Origin of the sequence: Microbacterium phyllosphaerae, assembly GCF_017876435.1 — a bacterium.
In the GTDB taxonomy this organism is placed as follows: Bacteria; Actinomycetota; Actinomycetes; order Actinomycetales; family Microbacteriaceae; genus Microbacterium; species Microbacterium phyllosphaerae.
Genome location: NZ_JAGIOA010000001.1, coordinates 443,843 through 461,988, shown reverse-complemented (window position 1 = coordinate 461,988; position 18,146 = coordinate 443,843). Strand labels below are relative to the sequence as shown.

The window sequence follows — 18,146 nt, the reverse complement described above, 5'->3', positions numbered from 1 at the left end:
TTCTGCTCTGAGCAGAACGGCTCAGCCCAACGGCAGAGCCCCGTCGTCGACGACCTTGCGCATCACGAGCGTCGAGCTGAGGCGCTGCACGCCGGGGAGGGCGGTGAGCTGCTCGTCGTACAGGCGCTGGAAGTGTTCGAGGTCGGCGGCGACGACGCGCAAGAGGTAGTCGGGGTCGCCGAACAGGCGGTGCGCGAGCGTGATGTTCGGGATGCGGGTCACGGCCTCCTCGAACGGGATGATCGAGTCGCGGTTCGCCTCCTTCATCGTGACGAAGACGAGGGTCTCGAAGCCCAGACCGAGAGCCTGGGGCGAGAGGGTCGCGTGGTATCCGGTGATGACTCCGGAGCGCTCCAGTTCGCGCAGTCGGCGGTGGCAGGGAGAGACGCTGAGCTGCACCCGTTCCGCGAGCTCGGTGATGCTCAGGCGTCCGTCGCGCTGCAGCTCGGCAAGAATCTTCCGGTCGATCGCGTCCATGCTCAAGATTCTTGCGCAGAATGGCTCCCGCTGTGCAAACAACGCAAACACCTTCCGTCGCTTCCCTCCTAGAGTTGCCTCCGCACACGGGAACGACGAAAGAGAACAGTCATGGCCATCACCGCGATCACCGCCTTCTGGGGTGTCTCGATGCTCTTCGTCATCACCCCCGGTGCCGACTGGGCCTTCGCGATCTCGGCCGGCCTGCGCCGTCGCGCAGCTCCCGCCGTGCTGGGGATGCTGTCGGGCCACGTGCTCGCCGTGATCATCGTCGCGGCCGGAGTCGGAGCGCTCGTCGCCCGGTATCCGCTCGCCCTCACCGTGCTCACCGTCGCCGGTGCGCTCTACCTGGTCTGGCTCGGCATCGGCACCCTGCGTGCACCCGCCGTGATCCGCGAGGGAGCCGAACTCGTCGAGGCCTCGCCGGGCCGATGGATGCTGAAGGGATTCGGCATCAGCGGACTGAACCCCAAGGTCACGCTGCTCTTCCTCGCGATCCTCCCGCAGTTCACTGCACCGACCTCGGCGTGGCCGGTCTCGATGCAGATCGTGATGCTCGGCGCCGTGCACCTGGTCGGCTGCGCAGCCGTCTACTTCGCCGTCGGGTTCGGCGCAGGGTCCGTGCTGCGCGCTCGTCCGACCGCGGCGCGCATCGTGAGCATCGTGTCGGGCCTCGCGATGATCGGGATCGGTGCGGTGCTGCTCGTCGGACAGCTGTTGCGATGACGCCGTTCTACGATCCGATGGTGACCGCATACTTCGAGCGCCTCTCCGCCACCGCCTTCCATGCCACCGAGGCGGTGCAGGGAGCGTGGAACACCTCCGAGCAGCACATCGCACCGACCATCGGACTGCTGGCACACCTCGTCGAGACCGACCGCGATGCGCGGCGCGACGACCCGCTGGTCCTGGCCCGCGTCTCGTACGACATCCTCGGCGTCCTGCCGATCGATGCGGTCGACGTCGAGATCCGAGTGATCCGTCCGGGGCGCACGATCGAACTCGTCGAGGCGACGCTGAGCCACGCCGGTAGGCCGGCGGTGATCCTCCGAGCCTGGCTGATGCAGACCGCCGACACGACAGCGATCGCGGGTGGCGCGCTGCCGGTCATGCCCCCGCTCGACTCGCACGCCGAGTGGCAGGCCGGCGCGGTGTGGCCGGGTGCCTTCGTGCGCTCGGGCGACTTCCGTCACCGCGAGGATGAGCCGGGCCGCGCCTCCGCGTGGGTGCGACCCCATCACCCGCTGCTCGCCGATGAGCGGGTCAGCCCGACGGCACGCGCCCTCGGGGTCGTCGACCTCTCCAACGGCATGACTCCGCGAGTTCCGATCGGCTCGGCGTTCTTCCCGAACGTCGACCTCACGGCCCACCTGTTCCGCGAACCGGACGAAGGCTGGATCGGGCTCGACACGACCGTGACGTTCGGCGCCAACGGGGTCGGCGTCACCCACTCGGTGCTGAACGACGAGGCAGGGCCCTTCGGCGTCTCCGTGCAGAGTCTCACCGTGCGACCGGTCGCGCCGCGCGACTGAACGCAGGCGTCAGGCCCCGGCGCGATCCGCCACCGCGGAGTCTGTGCCGGAAGACGCGGATGCCGCAGCATCCGTCGCCGCCCAGCTCGCGAGCATCCGCAGCTTCTCCTCGGACGCTGACCCCGGCTCTGCCGTGTACGTCGACATCTGCAGCCCCGGATCAGCCGGAAGCTCGAACGCCTCGTAGGTGAGCTCCATCTCGCCGACGACGGGGTGGTTGATCCGCTTGACGCCGCTGCGGTGGAAGCGCACGTTGTGCGCGGCCCACAGGGTGCGGAATCGTTCGCTGCGGGTCGACAGCTCTCCCACGAGATCGGTGAGCTTGCGGTCGAACGGATTGCGCCCGGCCTCGCCCCGCATCGCGGCGACCAGCTCCTGCGTATTGCGCTCCCACTCGGGGTAGAACTCCTGCGCCGCAGGGTCGAGGAAGGCGAAGCGGGCGCTGTTCGGCACCTGGGTCGTGAAGAGCGGCGCATAGAGCGCGCGGCCGAGCGCGTTCGCGGCGAGGTAGTCGAAGTAGTTGTTGCGCACGATCGCGGGTGCCTCGGTCATCGCGTCGAGCAGGCGCAGAATGCTGGGCCGCAGCGTCTCGACCTTCTTGCGCGGCTTGCGGGTGACCGGTGACGCGTTCGCCGTGCGGGCGAGGTCGAACAGGTGCGCCGTCTCGGCCTCGTCGAGCTGCAGGGCCCGGGCGAGCGCGTCGAGCACGCTGTCGGAGACACCGGACAGATCGCCGCGCTCGAGTCGGGTGTAGTAGTCGACGCTGACGCCGGCGAGCAGCGACACCTCTTCGCGCCGGAGCCCCGGAACGCGGCGGTTGCCGCCGTACGCGGGCAGGCCTGCCTGATCGGGAGTGATGCGGTCGCGCCTCGACGAGAGGAATTCGCGCACCTCGTTGCGGGTGTCCATGTCTTCGACGGTACGCCCCCGTGCCGGACGAAGGGAGGTACTGGCAGTACCGGGGAGGGCCGTCACTGCCCCCGATCCAGGGAGCGTCGTGCTCGAGGCTTTCAGTCGGGAGGCCTCTGATCGGACTCAGAGGGCCGCAGTCACGCCCGGGAGCAGCTTGGTCAGGATCGTGCCGAGCTGCTCCCGCTCGTCCTCGGTGAGCGGATCGAACACGAGCTCGCGGATCTGCGCCACGTGAACGGGAGCTGCCCCTCGGAGCAGCTCGCGACCGGCATCCGTGAGCGCGGCCGTCAGCGTGCGCTTGTCGCTGCTGCAGGAGGTTCGCGTGACCCAGCCGCGCTCCTCGAGCGAGTCGATCGCGTGACTGAGCCTGGACCTGCTGAGTCCGGCGATCTGCGCGAGCTCTGTCATCGGGATGGGCCGTTCGTCCTGCCCGGCCAGAGAGACGAGGATCGCGTAGTGCGCGTGCTTGAGACCCGTCTCAGCCTTCAGCGCCCGATCGAGCACCTGCGGCAGCAGCTGCACGAAGCGGATCGTCGGCAGCCACGTCTGCATCTCGGCATCGTCGAGGCGCCGCTCGCTCACGGCGCTCACGGGGCGCTCGCTGACGACGGCTGCGCTCATCACGCGGCGGACAGATCGAGCGTGTGCGAGGTGTGGTCGCGCTTGGCCTCGAGGTATCGGTGGTTCGCGTCCGAGAGGTGCACACCGGTGCGCACCTGCTCGGTGACACGGATGCCGAGCGACTCGAGCTGGGCCGCCTTGTCGGGGTTGTTGCTCAGCAGGCGGATGCTGTCGGCCCCCACCGCCTGCAGCATCTGCGCCGCGACGGTGTAGTCGCGCTCGTCCTCGCCGCGGCCGAGCGCCACGTTCGCCTCGTAGGTGTCGAGGCCTGCGTCCTGCAGGGCGTAGGCGTCGAGCTTGGCGTACAGGCCGATGCCACGACCCTCCTGGCGCAGGTACAGCAGGAACCCGCCCTCCTCGGCGATGCGCTCGACGGCCTCCCGCAGCTGCGGACCGCAGTCGCAGCGCTCGGATCCGAAGACATCGCCGGTCAGGCATTCGCTGTGCGGGCGCACGAGCGGAGCATCCCCGCCGTCCGCCATGCGCTCGAGGGCGCCCTTCCAGTCGCCGAGGCCCAGGAGCAGGTGCTCGCGGCCGTCGACCAGACCGTCGAAGGTGACGACATCCGCCGCGGTGGAGAAGCCGTCGGCGAAGCGCATCGGCACGCGCACCCGCGTCCGCTCTGCAGCCACCGGGACGACGGTTGAAGTTTCAATCATGTGGGGTGAAACGCGATATGCCGGTGTCTATTCCCGTGAAAGGAGTTTTGTCAGAACCTCCCGAGCCGGCTCGATGAGGCGTTGACTGGAGTCACAAGACCGAAGGAGCACCACTCATGCGTGGAGTAGTCATGTACGCGCCCGGCGACGTTCGCGTCGAGGATCGCGAGAAGCCGACCATCACCCGCCCGACCGATGCCGTGATCCGGATCGCCGCGACCTGCATCTGCGGATCCGACCTGTGGCCCTACCGGGGCGCGAACGAGGTCGATCACGACCCGATGGGTCACGAGTACGTCGGTGTCGTCGAGGAGATCGGCGCCGATGTGAAGACCGTGAAGGTCGGCGACTTCGTCGTCGGGTCATTCATGGCCTCGGACAACACCTGCGAGATCTGCCAGGCCGGATACCAGTCGCGCTGCGTGCACGTCGTGCCGATGGGTCGCTACGGCACACAGGCCGAGTACTCGCTGATCCCGCACGCCGACGGCACGCTTGTCGCGACGCCGGGGCAGCCCGACGCCGATCTGATCCCGTCGCTGCTCGCGGCATCCGACGTGCTGGGCACCGGCTGGTTCGCCGCCGTCGCCGCCGAGGTCGGGCCCGGCAAGACCGTCGCCGTCGTCGGTGACGGGGCGGTGGGTCTGCTCGGCATCCTCGCTGCTCGTGAACTCGGCGCCGAGCGGATCATCGCGATGAGCCGTCATGCCGACCGCCAGGCGCTGGCACGCGAGTTCGGCGCGACCGACATCGTCGAGGAGCGCGGAGACGAGGGCGTGGCCCGCATCAAGGAGCTCACGAACGGGCTCGGCGCGCACTCGGTGATCGAGGCGGTCGGCACGCAGGAGTCGATGATGCAGGCGATCCGCGCCACCCGAGCCGGCGGTCATGTCGGATTCGTCGGCGTCTCGCACGACGTCGCGCTGCCCGGTGAGGAGATGTTCTACTCCGCGGTGCACCTGCACGGCGGCCCGGCTCCGGTGCGCCGCTTCCTCCCCGAGCTGATCCAGCTCATCTGGGACCGCGAGATCGACCCCGGCAGGGTGTTCGATCTCACGCTTCCGCTCGAGGAGGCCGCAGAGGGCTACCGCGCCATGGACGAGCGCCGCGCCACCAAGGTGCTGCTCACGGTCTGAGGCCACCCGTGACAGCCCGACCCCGCGACAGAGGAGACGACATGCACATCGAAGACCGCAACCCGACCGTGAAGAACCCGCCCGAGTGGTTCACCGGCGACGTCTGGCTCGACCCGATCATCGCCCCGCACGACGCGGACCAGCGGATGTCGGGAGGACTGGTCCGGTTCGCGCCCGGCGCCCGCACGGGGTGGCATTCGCACGCGCGCGGCCAGTACCTGCGCGTGACCGAGGGCATCGCGCTCTGCGGCACCCGCGACGGCACCGTCGTCGAGGCCCGGCCCGGCGAGACGATCTACACGCCGCCGGGGGAGGAGCACTGGCACGGTGCCGCCGAGGACTGCTTCATGCAGCACCTGGCGCTGCTCGAGGGGGCGGATGACCCGAGCACGACCACGACGTGGCTCGAGCACGTGAGCGACGAGGACTACCGCCGGCGCTGAACCGCTACTCCGGCTGAGGTGCTGGGGCCGGCTCCGATTCGGGAGCCGGTTCCTGCTCGCGGCGGCGCACGAGCTTGAGCTCGCTGGCCAGGATGCCGAGCACGACGAGTGCGCCGCCGATCAGCGCCGTGACGGGCAGGCGTTCGCCCGCGATGCGCCCGATCGCCGCTGCCCACACGGGCTCACCCGCGTAGATGATCGTGGCGCGCGTCGGCGATACCGACTTCTGCGCCCAGTTCATCGTGAGTTGGATGATGCAGCTCGCCGCCCCGAGCCCGACAGCGCAGCCGACCCAGATCCAGGAGAACTCGGGAAGCCCCTCGCCGACCACCGGCATCGTCAGGATGCCGAGCACGCCCGCGGTGAGCAGTTGGATGATCGTGATCCGGCCGAGGTCGATCCTGCCGGCGAACACGCTGATCAGGATGATCTCGGCCGCGATCGGCAGCGTGCTGATCATGGTGAGGATCTCGCCCGACCCCAGCGTGAGGGCGAACGCGTCGGGGCCGGCGATGAGCATCAGCCCGAGGAAGGCGAGCCCGGCGCCCACGAATGCCATGGCCGGTGGGCGCTTGCGGAACACCGCCCACTGGGCGAGCGGCACGAGCGGGATGTACATCGCCGTGATGAAGGCCGACGTGCTCGAGTCGATGGTCTGCAGTCCGACGGTCTGCAGTCCGTAGCCGAGGTAGATCATCACGCCGATCGCGACCCCGGCTCCGATGTCGCGCCAGCGGATGCCGCGGAGCGCCCTGCGGAAGATGACGACACTGATCAGACCGGCGACCAGGAAGCGGATGCCGACGAAGAACCAGGGCCCTGAGTGCTGCATCGCCCAGTGCACGAGCAGGAACGTGCTGCCCCACACGGCCGTGACGGCGATGAGGGCGACCTCCTGCCGACGCAGGCTCATCCAGCGGAATCGAGTGGACATGCTGTCCTTTCCCGACGCGGCCCGGACGAGCTTATCGCCGCGCGCGCATCCGCTTCGAATCATCCCTCTTCCGCTTTCGAATCGCGTGACCGGCCCGATGTGACGACGGACTACGGTCAGGCGCGCGATTCCAACGGCGTCTCGATAGCCTCGCCTCATGAGCAACTTCGTGAGCGTCGACGAACTGAATGAGCTGCGGGCGTCCGAGACGCCGGTCCGAGTGATCGACGTGCGCTGGCGACTCGACCGTCCTGACGGGCACGCCGACTATCTCGGGGGTCACATCCCGGGAGCCGTCTACGTTCCGCTCTCCACCGAGCTCGCGACGCACGGTGAGCCGTCGGAGGGGCGCCACCCGCTGCCCTCCACCCGGACGCTGCAGGATGCTGCGCGCCGCTGGGGCGTCAACCAGGGTGATGTGGTCGTGGCTTACGACGATGCCAAGGGTCTCAGCGCGTCGCGCGCCTGGTGGCTGCTGCGACAGGGCGGCGTCGATGTGCGCGTGCTCGACGGCGGCATCCGCGCCTGGACGGCAGCCGGCCTGCCGGTCGCGACCGACGATGTGCAGGTCGAGCCGGGTGACGTCGTCCTCGACGAGATCGGTGCCGACGCGATCTCGATCGACGAGGCGGCCTCGTTCCCCGAGGCCGGCGTGCTGCTCGACGTGCGGGCCCCCGAACGCTATCGGGGCGACCACGAGCCGCTCGACCCCGTCGGCGGCCACATCCCCGGCGCCCTCAACGTGCCGATGGCGGCTCACCTGAACGCCGAGGGCAAGATCCTCGACGTCCACACGCTTCAGGCCACCTTCGCGGCTGTCGGCGTCACCGAGGGAACCCCGGTCGCGGCGTACTGCGGCTCCGGCATCACGGCGGCGCACACCGCACTGGTGCTCGACGAGGCCGGTATCGAGGCGAAGGTCTTCCCGGGGTCGTGGAGTCAGTGGTCGAACACGCCCGGTCGCCCTGTGGCTGTGGGCGAGCAGCCCGGCTGAGCGTCAGCCTTCCGGGTGGGGTGGTGTCGATCGAAGGAGTGGTCAGCGCCCGTCGGCGTAGCTCCAGGAGACGCCGAGCAGCCCGGGGCCGAAGGCTCGGCGCACCTGGTGCACCGAGTTTCGACCCTCGAGCGACAGCTCGGTCGTCTTGATGCCCGCCGGCGTCTCGGCGCGCTCCTCGATGCGGTCGGGCAGGGCATCCGGGTGGAACCGGGTCCAGACCAGCAGCTCGCGGCACTGCCGGGCGACGGCGTGACCGGTCTCGCGCTGCGGCGGATAGCCCGGTGGGTACTCGACGGACCACTCCACCATCGACGTGCTCGGAGCGGTCAGTGGCACGTCGAGCTCGAACAGCACGCCGTGCACCTCGCCGTTCGGATGCGAGTAGCGGGCCGCGATCCTTCCTCCCGCCACGGCGCTGATGATCGGGGCGGGAGTGCTCACGCCCGGGGTCATCTCGAGGAAGGGGATCGAGGAGACCGTCCCGACGGTCGACTGTACGATGCTGCGCGTGATCGAGTACGACACGTTGCCATCGGCATCCACATCCGTGACCGAGTGCGTCGTCAGCTCGCGAGAGGTGTCGGGGTACTCGGCGCCGAGGGCGGCGAAGGCATCCTTCACCGCCTGCTCGAGCTCCTGCTCGTCGAGCGGGAACTGATTGGGGCCGAGCGGTCCGGTGCGGTTCGTGGTGCCGAGCAATGCCGTGAGGGATCCGGGCTCGAGGTGCAGCAGCTGCTCGATGTCGCTGAGGGCCGCCATCGACTGGGCGCCTTCGGGGCGACGGGCTCCGGAGCGCCAGTAGCTGAGCGTCGCCATCGAGACGCTGTTTCCTCGGGCGCGCAGCTGTTCGTGCAGTCGCGCCAGAGTCAATCCACGTGCATTGATCGCGTCACGGAACGACGCTGCGAATACATCGGCATATCGGCGAATGCCACTTTCCATACTCATCACAGCACCCCCTCCGGTATGTGAAGAACCGAGCCCTACAGTGAGCTTACGACCACACCGGCATCGCGTAGGGGACGAGGTGCTATTTCTGGGGTCAGCTGGGCAGAGCAGTCGTGGGCAGGGTGCCCGACCTCACGACCGATCGGCCTATAACGCAGTGTCGCCCCCGTCGCTGCGTTCTGTCGCGGGGCCTGATGATCGATCTGGGGAGATCCATCGGGCCCCGCGAACACTTCTCGGCCCTCTCGCTTCGGCGTTCGCCCACTCCGAACCCCCGCGTAGACTGGGGTGAACACCCCGGAGGACCTCGATCGTCATGTCTGCCCCTGCCCGCGCGTTCACCGTGCGTCACGTCCAGTTGCTGCGCGCGCTCTTCGCCGCCGCCGCAGCCGTGATGATCACCTTCTCGCCCGACCACTCGGCGGCCGTGGGGCTCTCCGTCTTCAGCGGCTACGTGCTGACGACCGCTCTCGTGATGATCGTCGCCGCCTGGCTCGTCTTCCCGGCCGGCCACCGCTGGCCGTCGGTCGTTCTGGCGCTCCTGGGCTTCGCCGCGGGGATGACGGCGGGAGTGCCTGCCTGGCGCACCGACGACGTCTTCTTCGTGGTCGTGATCGCGTGGGCGGTCGCCACCGGAATCGTCGAGCTGGTCGTCGGCCTGCGCGGACGCCGTTCGGGCGACCCCACGGCACGCGACTCGATCACTCTGGGTGCCTTCGGCCTGCTCCTCGCCGTCCTCCTGCTCGCGATCCCCGCCGGCTTCGTGCAGCAGTACACGATCAAGGGCGCGGGCGAGTTGGAGCTCACCGGCATCATCCTGGGCGTCGGCATGTTCGGCGGGTACGCCGCCATCGTCGCCGTCTTCCTCGGCATCGCCGGACTCACCCCGCAGCGCGCCGATGCCGTCGCCGATGCCTCAGCAGCCGAGAACGACCCTGCCCCCGCCGGGCACGGAGGAGACCGATGAGCGACGAGAAGCCCACCCGGCGCGACATCCTGCGTCCGCTGCACCTGCTGGGCATCGCCCTCGGATGCGGTGTCTTCGCCGCCGTCGTGACCCTCGTGGCGACCGGTGCCTTCACCTCACGGGTGAACACCGCCATCGCGAACGGCACCTACGACGGCCTCACCCCGATCGCTCTCGGCCTCGTGGTCGGCGGCGGAGCGTTCATCGTCACGCTGCTGTTCCTGGCGATGCTGATCCTCGTGGTCGATCCGGCCGAGGTCACCAAGACCGTCGACCGCCCCGTGCTCTACGAGCCCGAGACGCCCGACGAGCCCGACTCCGACAAGCCGGGGCGCACGTCCTCCTCGTCCTGACTCGCACCGTTTCCTAGACGCACCGTCTCCTGACTCCCGGCGTCATCTCCGCAGTCGCGCGACCGGGGCCCTCCGACATCCGTCCGGAATAGTCCAGGCGTCCGACCGCTTGTGCCTGTAGTGACTGCCTCGATCGACCGCGCCTCCGTCGGACTCCGTTCCGCGCGCGGCCCCGTGCTCGGGGCGCTCATGCTCGCGACCGGCCTCATCGCGATCGACGCGACGATCCTCGCGACGGCGGTGCCCAGCATCGTCCGCGATCTCGGCAGCTATCAGCAGTTCCCGTGGCTGTTCTCGGTATACCTGCTCGCGCAGGCGGTCAGTGTGCCGATCTATTCGCGCTTCGCCGACACCGTGGGTCGCAAGCCGATCATCCTGCTCGGCATCGGGCTGTTCCTCCTCGGGTCTCTGCTTTCGGGGTTCGCGTGGAGCATGACGGCGCTGATCGTCTTCCGCATCATCCAGGGTCTCGGCGCCGGGGCCGTCGCGCCGATGTCGATGACGATCGTCGGCGACATCTACACGGTCGCCGAGCGCGCCAAGGTGCAGGGCTACATCGCCTCGGTCTGGGCGATCTCGTCGGTCGTCGGTCCCGCACTCGGCGGGATCTTCGCCCAGCTCGACGCGTGGCGCTGGATCTTCTGGGTCAACATCCCGCTGTGCCTGATCGCGGCGTGGATGCTGCTGCGCAAGTACCACGAAGAGAAGCAGACGCAACGGCACAGCATCGACTACGCCGGAGCCGTCCTTCTCACGGTCGGACTCACGGGGCTGATCCTCGGGATGCTGGAGGGCGGCAACGCTTGGGCGTGGGTCTCCGCGCCGAGTGCGATCTGCTTCGGCCTCGGAGCCCTGGCGTTGATCGCGTTCGGGCTCGTCGAGAGGCGGGCCGCCGAGCCGATCGTCGACCTGCGGCTGGCCGCTCGTCCGCTGATCCTCACGACGACGATCGTGTCCCTGGGCATCGGAGCGCTGATGACCGGCGTCACGAGCTTCGCGCCCGCCTACCTCGAAGGGTCGATCGGCATCGCCCCGCTGCTGTCGGGGCTCGCGGTGGCGGCCCTCACGCTCGGATGGCCGCTCGCCGCGGCGAACGCGGGGCGCCTGTATCTGCGCATCGGGTTCCGCCGCACCGCCCTCACGGGCATGTCGATCACGGCCGTCGCGGCGATCGCTCTCGCGGTGGTCTCGCCGTGGCCGAACCCGTTCTCGATCGCGGCCGTCGCCTTCGTGCTCGGCTTCGGCCTGGGGTGGAGCGCCGCGCCCACGCTCATCGCCGCCCAGGCCTCGGTCGGCTGGGGTGAGCGAGGGGCCGTCACCGGCATGAACGCCTTCGCGCGGTCGGCGGGAAGCGCGCTCGGAGTGGCCGTGTTCGGGGCGATCTCGAACTCGGTCATCGCCCAGGGCGCCGGCCCCGAAGACCCGGCGACGATCATCTCCGCATCCGTCTGGGTGTTCATCGCCGCCGCGATCGTGGCCGTGCTGACCTTGATCGCGGCCGTGTTCATGCCACGCGACTCCGCCGGAGCGCACTCCGGCGAGCCGCGCCCGTAGCGGTTCGGGACTGGCCTGGCGGCGTCGTCACTTCGGTGCGGGTGGCTCCGGTGCGTGGGTCGCTCCGGTGTGTGGTGGCTCCGGTGGGTGGTCACTTCCGCATCCGGTTCCGCTGTTTGCGTTGCGCTTCTGACCCCGCATAGCGTCTCGCGACGCGCCTACGACCCCGCACCCTATTTCGCGAGCTGCTCGGCGATGCCGGTGTAGGTCGCGGGGGTCAGTGCGAGCAGGCGCTGCTTCGCGGCATCCCCGATCTCGAGTCCCTCGACGAAGGCCGCGAGGTCGGCCGCACCCACGCGGTGTCCGCGCGTGAGCTCCTTGAGCAGGGCGTAGGGGTCGGTGATCGACGAGCGACCGGCGACGACCTCGGCGCGGATGACGGTCTGGATCGCCTCGGCGAGGACCTCCCAGTTCACGTCGAGGTCGGCGAGCAGCACGTCGCGCGACAGCGAGATCGCGTTCAGGCCGCGGCGCAGGTTGTCGATCGCGAGCAGCGAGTGGCCGAAGGCGACGCCGATGTTGCGCTGCGTCGTCGAGTCGGTGAGGTCGCGCTGCAGGCGGCTCGTGACGAGGGTCTGGCCCAGGGACGCCAGCAGTGCACCCGAGATCTCGAGGTTCGCCTCGGCGTTCTCGAAGCGGATCGGGTTGATCTTGTGGGGCATGGTCGACGAACCGGTTGCACCGGCGACGGGGATCTGCGCGAAGTAGCCGAGCGAGATGTACGTCCAGATGTCGGTGGCGAGGTTGTGCAGGATGCCACCGGCGTGACGCACGCGGTCGTACAGCTCGACCTGCCAATCGTGCGACTCGATCTGCGTGGTCAGCAGGTTGAAACCGAGGCCCAGACCCTCGATGTACTCGCGAGAGATCGTCGGCCAGTCGGCGTCGGGGTCTGCAGACAGGTGCGCCGACCAGGTGCCGGTCGCACCCGAGAACTTGGCGAGGTAGTCGGATGCCGCGATCTGGCCGCGCACGCGCTCGAGACGCCAGGCGAAGACAGCGATCTCCTTGCCCATGGTCGACGGCGTGGCCGGCTGTCCGTGAGTGCGCGAGAGCATCGCGGCGTCGGCGTGCTCAGCGGCCAGTTCGCGCAGCTTCGCGATCACGACGTCGAGGGCCGGCAGCCAGACCTCTTCGACCGCGCGCTTCACGGTGAGTGCGTACGACGCCGAGTTGATGTCCTCACTCGTGCAGGCGAAGTGCGTGAGCTCGGCGATCGAGTCGAGGCCGAGGGTCGACAGGCGGTCGCGCACCAGGTACTCGATGGCCTTCACGTCGTGCTGGGTGACGGCTTCCTTCTCGGCGAGCCAGTCGATCTCGGCCTGACCGAAGTCGCGGTAGAGGGCGCGCAGGCGCTCCTTGTCGGCATCCGACAGTGGACTCGTCTCGAAGAGTGAGCGGTCGGTGAGCGCGATCAGCCACTCCACCTCGACCTCGACCCGGGCGCGGTTCAGGCCCGCCTCCGAGAGGAAATCGGCGAGGCCGGTGACGGCGCCGCGGTAGCGACCGTCGAGGGGGCTCAGGGGCTGAGGCGGGAGCGAAGGCTGGAAAGTCAGGGGAGTCCTCCTGATCGGGCCCCGGGCGTGCGGGGCGTGCGGGGCTGGCGAAGAGCCGGCTCGAGCTGGCGGAACAGCCCGCGAGTCGCCGTCTCAATCATACCGAGCACCGAATCGAACATCTCGGCGCCGGCGTAGTAGGGGTCGGGCACATCCTGGCTCGGGGCTTCAGGGTCGAAGGCGAGCAGCAGTGTGACCTTGCCCTCTTCGTCTTCGTTGTGGGCCCACTCGCGCAGGATGCGCTCATGCGTGCGGTCGAGGGCGACGACGAGGTCGTTCTCCGAGAAGGAGGCGAAGGTGAACTGCTTCGCCCGGTGCTGGGAGCCGTCGTAGCCGCGTCGCGCGAGGGAATCGAGCGTCCGATGGTCCGCACGCTCACCGAGATGCCAGTCGCCCGTACCGGCGCTGCGCGAGACGATGCGCGAGCCCAGCCCCTGCCGCTCCGCGAGATCGCGGAACACCACCTCCGCCATCGGAGAGCGGCAGATGTTCCCCGTGCACACGAAGATCACGCGGAAGGGATCCGGGGATGTCACCGTCCTATTCTGCCGGTCGGCGGCGGATCGCGCGACGCCCGGCTCGTGGCCCCGGCGATCAGCCGACATGTTCTGCACCGATGCCGACGGCGACGGACTGCTCACGAACCCCGCGATTCCGGGGCTCCTCGCCCTCGACAGGCTCCACAGATCTCGGATGCTGGGCGCATGTACACGTTCGCACTCGCACAGACCGGCGCGGCAGAGATCACGTGGGCGAAAGCCCGAGCCGCATATGAAATCGACACAGCCGTCGACGCACTCGACGATGCCCGCGCGTCGCTCATCGGCCTCGCCGCCGACACGCGATGGGACTCCGACGGGGTGCGCGCGATGCGCGATGCGATCGCCGACTTCGAGCGGCGCACGGGCGTCGAGGCTTCGGCGGCCCGCAGCCGGGCGAGCGAGGTGGCGAGGATCGACGCATCATGACCGGGCTCACGATCGACCACGGCGGGGCGATCGCGGTCGACCCCGACGCGCTGCGAGACGTCGCCCATCGACTGGATGCGACCGCTGCCCTGTACGCCCAGGCGCGGACGGCACTCTCCGAAGCGCATCGCATCATCGTCGACACCCCCGGGTTCACCGAGTACGTCGACACCGTCGCCCTGTGGGCCGCAGGGGTGCGCGCGGCCACCCTGCATTCGGAGTGCCAGGAGACAGCCTCGAGCACGCTGCTGATGGCAGACGTCTACGAGTACGTCGAGCTGCGGGCCGAGGCCGAGATGCTCGCGCACAGTGATCCGTCCACAGCCCAGAGGCTGATGGTTCAGGCCGACGGGCTCGCCGCTCATGACGAGCGCGTCGCCGCGAGGGCGGACGAACTCATCGCCGAGTGGGTGACGACACGATTCGAGGGGCTCGACGGCAACCCGTTCCTCCCGTCGATCTACGACCAGCTCTTCGGAACCGCGGCCTTCGTGGGGGCCGCATCGGGGCTGGGCAAGGTCCTGCCCGGTGAGACGCTCTGGGCGAGAGGCGATGCTGTGCGCGTGACGCCGGTCAAGACGTCCTCGCCCGGTGGAGCGCCGTCGGGGCTCGCGGGGAGCCTCGGCCGCATGCCCGTCACAGACGGGGCGCAGATCGCCGTCGAGAAATACTCCTTCGCAGACGGCCGAGCGAAGTACGTGGTCTACCTCAAGGGCACGCAGAGCATCGGGTGGGGGGACAAGCAGCCCTTCGACATGAAGTCGAATGCCGAGCTCTACGTAGGCGGCAGCATGCCGGCCTCCTACCGATCGACACTCGACGCGCTCGAAGCGGCCGGCGCGCGGCCGGGTGATGAGGTCGATGTCGTCGCGCACTCGCAATCAGGGATGATCGCCGCGCACCTGTCGATGGAGAGCGAGTTCGACGTCCCGATGCAGATCACCGCCGGCAGCCCGGTAGAGCCGACCCTCGATGACGATCAGACGATCGTCCAGCTGCGGCACACCGACGATATGGTCAATTCGCTCGCGGGCGGCGGGTCACCCGAGGGCACCGGGTCGCCTGACAGCGTCGTCATCTCGAACCAGGGAGATCCGGAAGACACGCTCGGCGACTTCGTGCTCGACGCGCATCAACTGGATTCGTACATCGAGACGGCCGAGGAGGCCGATGCCGCGGGTGATCTGCGGATCGAGGCGCTCGACGAATTCTGGAAGGAACTCGACGAGGCCGAGGTCATCGAGCGCACCGAGTACCACGCCGAGCGGGTCGACAGTCCGGCGCGCACACACAGGTCCCGTGGCTGAGACGGTGTGTGGGAGGGCGTCAGTCGCGGCGCTGCTTCTTGCTCTGCGGGCGCAGGATGAAGCCGAAGACGCCGTTGATCAGCGAGATGATGAGCGCGGCGAGAACGCCCCACCAGAAGCTGCCGACCGTGAGGCCCCAGCCGAACCCGCTCGTGATCCATGCGGTGAGCCACAGCAGGAAGCCGTTGATCACGAACCCGATGAGGCCCAGCGTGATGATGTACAGCGGGAAGGCGACGATCTTGACGATGGTGCCGATGATCGTGTTCACGAGCGCGAAGATCGCGGCGACCGCGAGCAGGGTCAGCACCAGCTGCAGGGTCTCGCCCGGCGCGAACGCCTTGATCTGCACCTGCAGGGCGGGGATCAGCGTCACGACCCACAGGGCGAACGCGTTGACGACGACTCGGATGATGAAACGCATAGTCCGCCCAGTCTCCCACGACGGCGCCAGAGGGGCTTTGGAATCTAGACTCATGCTTGTGACCGACCCGATCCTGCCCCGCATCCGTCCCGCCATCGCCGCCCTCGCGCCGTACCGCCAGGGCAAGCAGGCAGGGCCCGACGCCTTCAAGCTGTCGAGCAACGAGAACCCCTTCGAGCCCCTTCCCTCGGTCGCCGCAGCCCTGCAGCACACGACGCCGATCAACCGTTACCCCGACGCGACGGCCGGCAGGCTCCGCGAGCGGCTCGGCGCACGCTACGCCGTCGAGCCCGACCAAGTGCACGTCGCCGCGGGCAGCGTGTCGATCCTCCAGCAGCTGATCCTCGCTACCGTGTCGGTCGGCGACGAGGTCGTCTACGCGTGGCGCTCGTTCGAGGCCTACCCGAGCCTGCCGCTCGTCGCCGGTGGCACCGGGGTACAGGTCCCGGTGACGGCCGACGGACGCCACGACCTCGACGCGATGGCGGATGCCGTCACCGACCGCACTCGCGCGATCATCCTGTGCACGCCGAACAACCCGACGGGTCCGATCATCACGAGCGACGAGTTCGCGACCTTCGTCGAGCGCGTCCCCACCGACGTGCTGATCATCCTCGACGAGGCCTACGTCGAATTCGTCACCGCCCCCGGCGCGGTCGACGGTCTCGAGGAGCGCGTCTTCGAGCGGCATCCGAACGTCGTGGTCCTGCGCACCTTCTCGAAGGCCTACGGACTCGCGGGCCTGCGAATCGGATACGCGATCGGCCACGAGAAGGTCCTCGACGCCGCCCGCACCACCGGCATCCCGCTCTCCGTCACCTCCGCAGCCGAGAACGCGGCCATCGCGAGCCTCGACGCCGAGGACGAGCTGCTCGAGCGCGTCGCCGTGATCGTCGAGCGACGCACCCGCCTGCTCGAGGGACTTCGTGCGCAGGGCTGGGACGTGCCCGATTCGCAGGCCAACTTCGTGTGGCTCCCCACCGGTGAGCGCACTGTCGAGGTCGCCGCGGCGTTCGTCTCGGCCGACCTCATCGTGCGTCCGTTCCCGGGCGACGGCATCCGCATCTCGGTTGGCGAAGAGGAGTCGGTCGGGCGGGTTCTCGAGGTCGCCTCGACCCTGCTCTGAGGGACTCCATCCCGCCATTTCTCCGGTTTCCCGGCAGATGCGAGGACGTCCTAGGTATGCGTGACCGGGCATGCGCGCGGCGGTAGCGTGGCACCGTGACCTCGTCAGAGACTGAACTCGTCCGCGTCCTCGATCAGGACGGCCGCTACACGCCGAGCGCGGCTGCTGAGCAGTACCTGCCGCTGATCGAGGCGATCAGCGATGTCGAACTCGAGCAGTTCTACCGCGACATGGTGGGCATCCGCGCGATCGACACCCAGGCGACCAACCTGCAGCGTCAGGGGCAGCTCGCCCTGTGGCCGCCGAGCCGCGGCCAGGAGGCCGCTCAGGTCGGATCCGCCCGCGCTGCCCGTGCGCAGGACACGATCTTCCCCTCATATCGTGAGCACGCTGTGACGCGCATCCGCGGGGTCGACCCCGTCGACATCATCAAGCTCATGCGCGGTGTCTCGCACGGTGGCTGGGACCCGACGGACCCCAAGAACGGCAACACCCGCCTCTACACGCTCGTGCTCGGCTCGCAGGTGCTGCACGCCACCGGCTACGCCATGGGGCTGAACTTCGACGGACGCTCGGGAACCGGCGACCTCGACACGGACGAAGCCGTCATCGTCTACTACGGCGACGGCGCATCGAGCCAGGGCGACGTGCACGAGGCGATGGTGTTCGCCGCCAGCTACCAGTCGCCGACGGTCTTCTTCCTGCAGAACAATCACTGGGCCATCTCGGTGCCGGTGTCGACGCAGTCGCGCGTGCCGCTCGTCGAGCGGAGCGCCGGCTACGGCATCCCCAGCGTCCGGGTCGACGGCAACGACGTGCTCGCCAGCTATGCCGTGTCGCGCGTGGCGCTCGACGAGGCGCGCAGCGGCAAGGGACCGCGTGCCATCGAGGCCGTGACCTACCGGCTCGGCGCGCACACCACCAGCGACGACCCCACGAAGTACCGCGGCTCCGACGAGGAGCAGTCCTGGGCGCAGCGCGACCCGATCGACCGCATGCGTGCGTTCCTCGAGAACAGGGGAGCGGCAGGGCAGTTCTTCGCCGACGTGGATGCCGAGGCTGCCGACGCCGCGGAAGACCTGCGCGCCCGGAGCGTCGAGCTCGGACCGCCGACCGCAGACAAGATCTTCGACCACGTCTACAGCGAGCCGCATCCTCTGATCGCGGAGCAGAAGGCCTGGCACAGGCAGTACGAAGCATCGTTCGAAGGGGACGGCAAGTGACTCTCGAGA

21 protein-coding genes are annotated in these 18,146 nt (G+C 68.9%); 12 read left to right on the top strand and 9 right to left on the bottom strand.

Translation table 11 applies throughout. The annotated features are described in order from the left end of the window. Positions 1-21: 21 nt before the first annotated feature. Positions 22-477: an Lrp/AsnC family transcriptional regulator gene (locus JOF42_RS02160; RefSeq protein WP_210096353.1), complete on the bottom strand. Its 456-nt coding sequence runs from the start codon at positions 475-477 to the stop codon at positions 22-24. 111 nt (positions 478-588) lie between these two features. Here JOF42_RS02160 and JOF42_RS02155 point away from each other — a divergent pair, with 111 nt between their 5' ends. Both JOF42_RS02155 and JOF42_RS02150 read left to right on the top strand, forming a co-directional pair. Then, complete coding sequence (locus JOF42_RS02155; RefSeq protein ID WP_210096352.1) at positions 589-1,203, top strand: LysE family translocator; 615 nt, start codon at positions 589-591, stop codon at positions 1,201-1,203. Between the two features lie 20 nt (positions 1,204-1,223). Then, positions 1,224-2,009 carry a thioesterase family protein gene (locus JOF42_RS02150; RefSeq protein ID WP_307803507.1) on the top strand — a complete coding sequence of 262 codons (786 nt, stop codon included), beginning with the start codon at positions 1,224-1,226 and terminating at the stop codon, positions 2,007-2,009. Between the two features lie 9 nt (positions 2,010-2,018). Here JOF42_RS02150 and JOF42_RS02145 read toward each other — a convergent pair whose 3' ends face one another. From JOF42_RS02145 to JOF42_RS02135, 3 genes are all read right to left on the bottom strand, one after another. Next, positions 2,019-2,918 (bottom strand): helix-turn-helix transcriptional regulator, encoded by a 900-nt coding sequence (locus JOF42_RS02145; protein ID WP_210096351.1) that lies wholly within the window; start codon positions 2,916-2,918, stop codon positions 2,019-2,021. Between the two features lie 126 nt (positions 2,919-3,044). After that, the gene (locus tag JOF42_RS02140; protein ID WP_210096350.1) at positions 3,045-3,542 is read right to left on the bottom strand and encodes a MarR family winged helix-turn-helix transcriptional regulator; all 498 of its coding nucleotides are present in this window, start codon (positions 3,540-3,542) and stop codon (positions 3,045-3,047) included. Further along, complete coding sequence (locus JOF42_RS02135; RefSeq protein ID WP_210096349.1) at positions 3,542-4,201, bottom strand: GTP cyclohydrolase II; 660 nt, start codon at positions 4,199-4,201, stop codon at positions 3,542-3,544. The genes JOF42_RS02140 and JOF42_RS02135 overlap by 1 nt, the downstream gene beginning before the upstream one ends. A gap of 116 nt (positions 4,202-4,317) precedes the next feature. On the opposite strand from JOF42_RS02135, the gene JOF42_RS02130 reads away from it, so the two are divergent. Together JOF42_RS02130 and JOF42_RS02125 are read left to right on the top strand one after the other, a co-directional pair. Then, positions 4,318-5,337 (top strand): zinc-dependent alcohol dehydrogenase family protein, encoded by a 1,020-nt coding sequence (locus tag JOF42_RS02130; RefSeq protein ID WP_210096348.1) that lies wholly within the window; start codon positions 4,318-4,320, stop codon positions 5,335-5,337. A gap of 41 nt (positions 5,338-5,378) precedes the next feature. Further along, a complete protein-coding gene (locus JOF42_RS02125; RefSeq protein WP_210096347.1) occupies positions 5,379-5,780 on the top strand; it encodes a (R)-mandelonitrile lyase in 402 nt (133 codons plus the stop codon). 4 nt (positions 5,781-5,784) lie between these two features. Here the strand turns inward: JOF42_RS02125 and JOF42_RS02120 are convergent, their stop codons facing one another. Further along, on the bottom strand, positions 5,785-6,714 hold the full coding sequence (locus JOF42_RS02120) for a DMT family transporter (protein ID WP_245340696.1): 930 nt from the start codon (positions 6,712-6,714) through the stop codon (positions 5,785-5,787). A 157-nt stretch (positions 6,715-6,871) separates the two neighbouring features. On the opposite strand from JOF42_RS02120, the gene JOF42_RS02115 reads away from it, so the two are divergent. Beyond that, positions 6,872-7,708, top strand: coding sequence for a sulfurtransferase (locus JOF42_RS02115; RefSeq protein ID WP_210096346.1), 837 nt, complete (start codon positions 6,872-6,874; stop codon positions 7,706-7,708). 42 nt (positions 7,709-7,750) lie between these two features. Here JOF42_RS02115 and JOF42_RS02110 read toward each other — a convergent pair whose 3' ends face one another. Continuing rightward, a complete protein-coding gene (locus JOF42_RS02110) occupies positions 7,751-8,659 on the bottom strand; it encodes a hypothetical protein (RefSeq protein ID WP_210096345.1) in 909 nt (302 codons plus the stop codon). A 316-nt stretch (positions 8,660-8,975) separates the two neighbouring features. Between JOF42_RS02110 and JOF42_RS02105 the strand changes: the two genes are divergently transcribed. From JOF42_RS02105 to JOF42_RS02095, 3 genes are all read left to right on the top strand, one after another. Beyond that, a complete protein-coding gene (locus JOF42_RS02105; protein ID WP_210096344.1) occupies positions 8,976-9,626 on the top strand; it encodes an acyl-CoA synthetase in 651 nt (216 codons plus the stop codon). Then, the gene (locus JOF42_RS02100; protein ID WP_210096343.1) at positions 9,623-9,979 is read left to right on the top strand and encodes a hypothetical protein; all 357 of its coding nucleotides are present in this window, start codon (positions 9,623-9,625) and stop codon (positions 9,977-9,979) included. The genes JOF42_RS02105 and JOF42_RS02100 overlap by 4 nt, the downstream gene beginning before the upstream one ends. Before the next feature lie 120 nt (positions 9,980-10,099). Then, the gene (locus JOF42_RS02095; protein ID WP_210096342.1) at positions 10,100-11,533 is read left to right on the top strand and encodes an MFS transporter; all 1,434 of its coding nucleotides are present in this window, start codon (positions 10,100-10,102) and stop codon (positions 11,531-11,533) included. A gap of 173 nt (positions 11,534-11,706) precedes the next feature. Here JOF42_RS02095 and purB read toward each other — a convergent pair whose 3' ends face one another. Together purB and JOF42_RS02085 are read right to left on the bottom strand one after the other, a co-directional pair. Further along, positions 11,707-13,089 (bottom strand): adenylosuccinate lyase, encoded by a 1,383-nt coding sequence (gene purB / locus JOF42_RS02090; RefSeq protein ID WP_210099045.1) that lies wholly within the window; start codon positions 13,087-13,089, stop codon positions 11,707-11,709. Then, the gene (locus JOF42_RS02085; protein ID WP_245340905.1) at positions 13,086-13,562 is read right to left on the bottom strand and encodes a low molecular weight protein-tyrosine-phosphatase; all 477 of its coding nucleotides are present in this window, start codon (positions 13,560-13,562) and stop codon (positions 13,086-13,088) included. Before JOF42_RS02085 ends, purB begins: the two co-directional genes overlap by 4 nt. A 231-nt stretch (positions 13,563-13,793) precedes the next feature. Here JOF42_RS02085 and JOF42_RS02080 point away from each other — a divergent pair, with 231 nt between their 5' ends. Together JOF42_RS02080 and JOF42_RS02075 are read left to right on the top strand one after the other, a co-directional pair. Beyond that, a complete protein-coding gene (locus tag JOF42_RS02080; protein ID WP_210096340.1) occupies positions 13,794-14,057 on the top strand; it encodes a hypothetical protein in 264 nt (87 codons plus the stop codon). After that, positions 14,054-15,364, top strand: coding sequence for a hypothetical protein (locus JOF42_RS02075; RefSeq protein WP_210096339.1), 1,311 nt, complete (start codon positions 14,054-14,056; stop codon positions 15,362-15,364). The genes JOF42_RS02080 and JOF42_RS02075 overlap by 4 nt, the downstream gene beginning before the upstream one ends. A gap of 19 nt (positions 15,365-15,383) precedes the next feature. Here the strand turns inward: JOF42_RS02075 and JOF42_RS02070 are convergent, their stop codons facing one another. Further along, positions 15,384-15,788, bottom strand: coding sequence for a phage holin family protein (locus JOF42_RS02070; protein ID WP_210096338.1), 405 nt, complete (start codon positions 15,786-15,788; stop codon positions 15,384-15,386). A gap of 58 nt (positions 15,789-15,846) precedes the next feature. Here JOF42_RS02070 and JOF42_RS02065 point away from each other — a divergent pair, with 58 nt between their 5' ends. Continuing rightward, on the top strand, positions 15,847-16,914 hold the full coding sequence (locus JOF42_RS02065; protein ID WP_210096337.1) for a histidinol-phosphate transaminase: 1,068 nt from the start codon (positions 15,847-15,849) through the stop codon (positions 16,912-16,914). 95 nt (positions 16,915-17,009) lie between these two features. Further along, entirely contained in the window at positions 17,010-18,137 is a 1,128-nt protein-coding gene (gene pdhA / locus JOF42_RS02060) for a pyruvate dehydrogenase (acetyl-transferring) E1 component subunit alpha (protein WP_210096336.1), read from the top strand. Positions 18,138-18,146 lie beyond the last annotated feature (9 nt).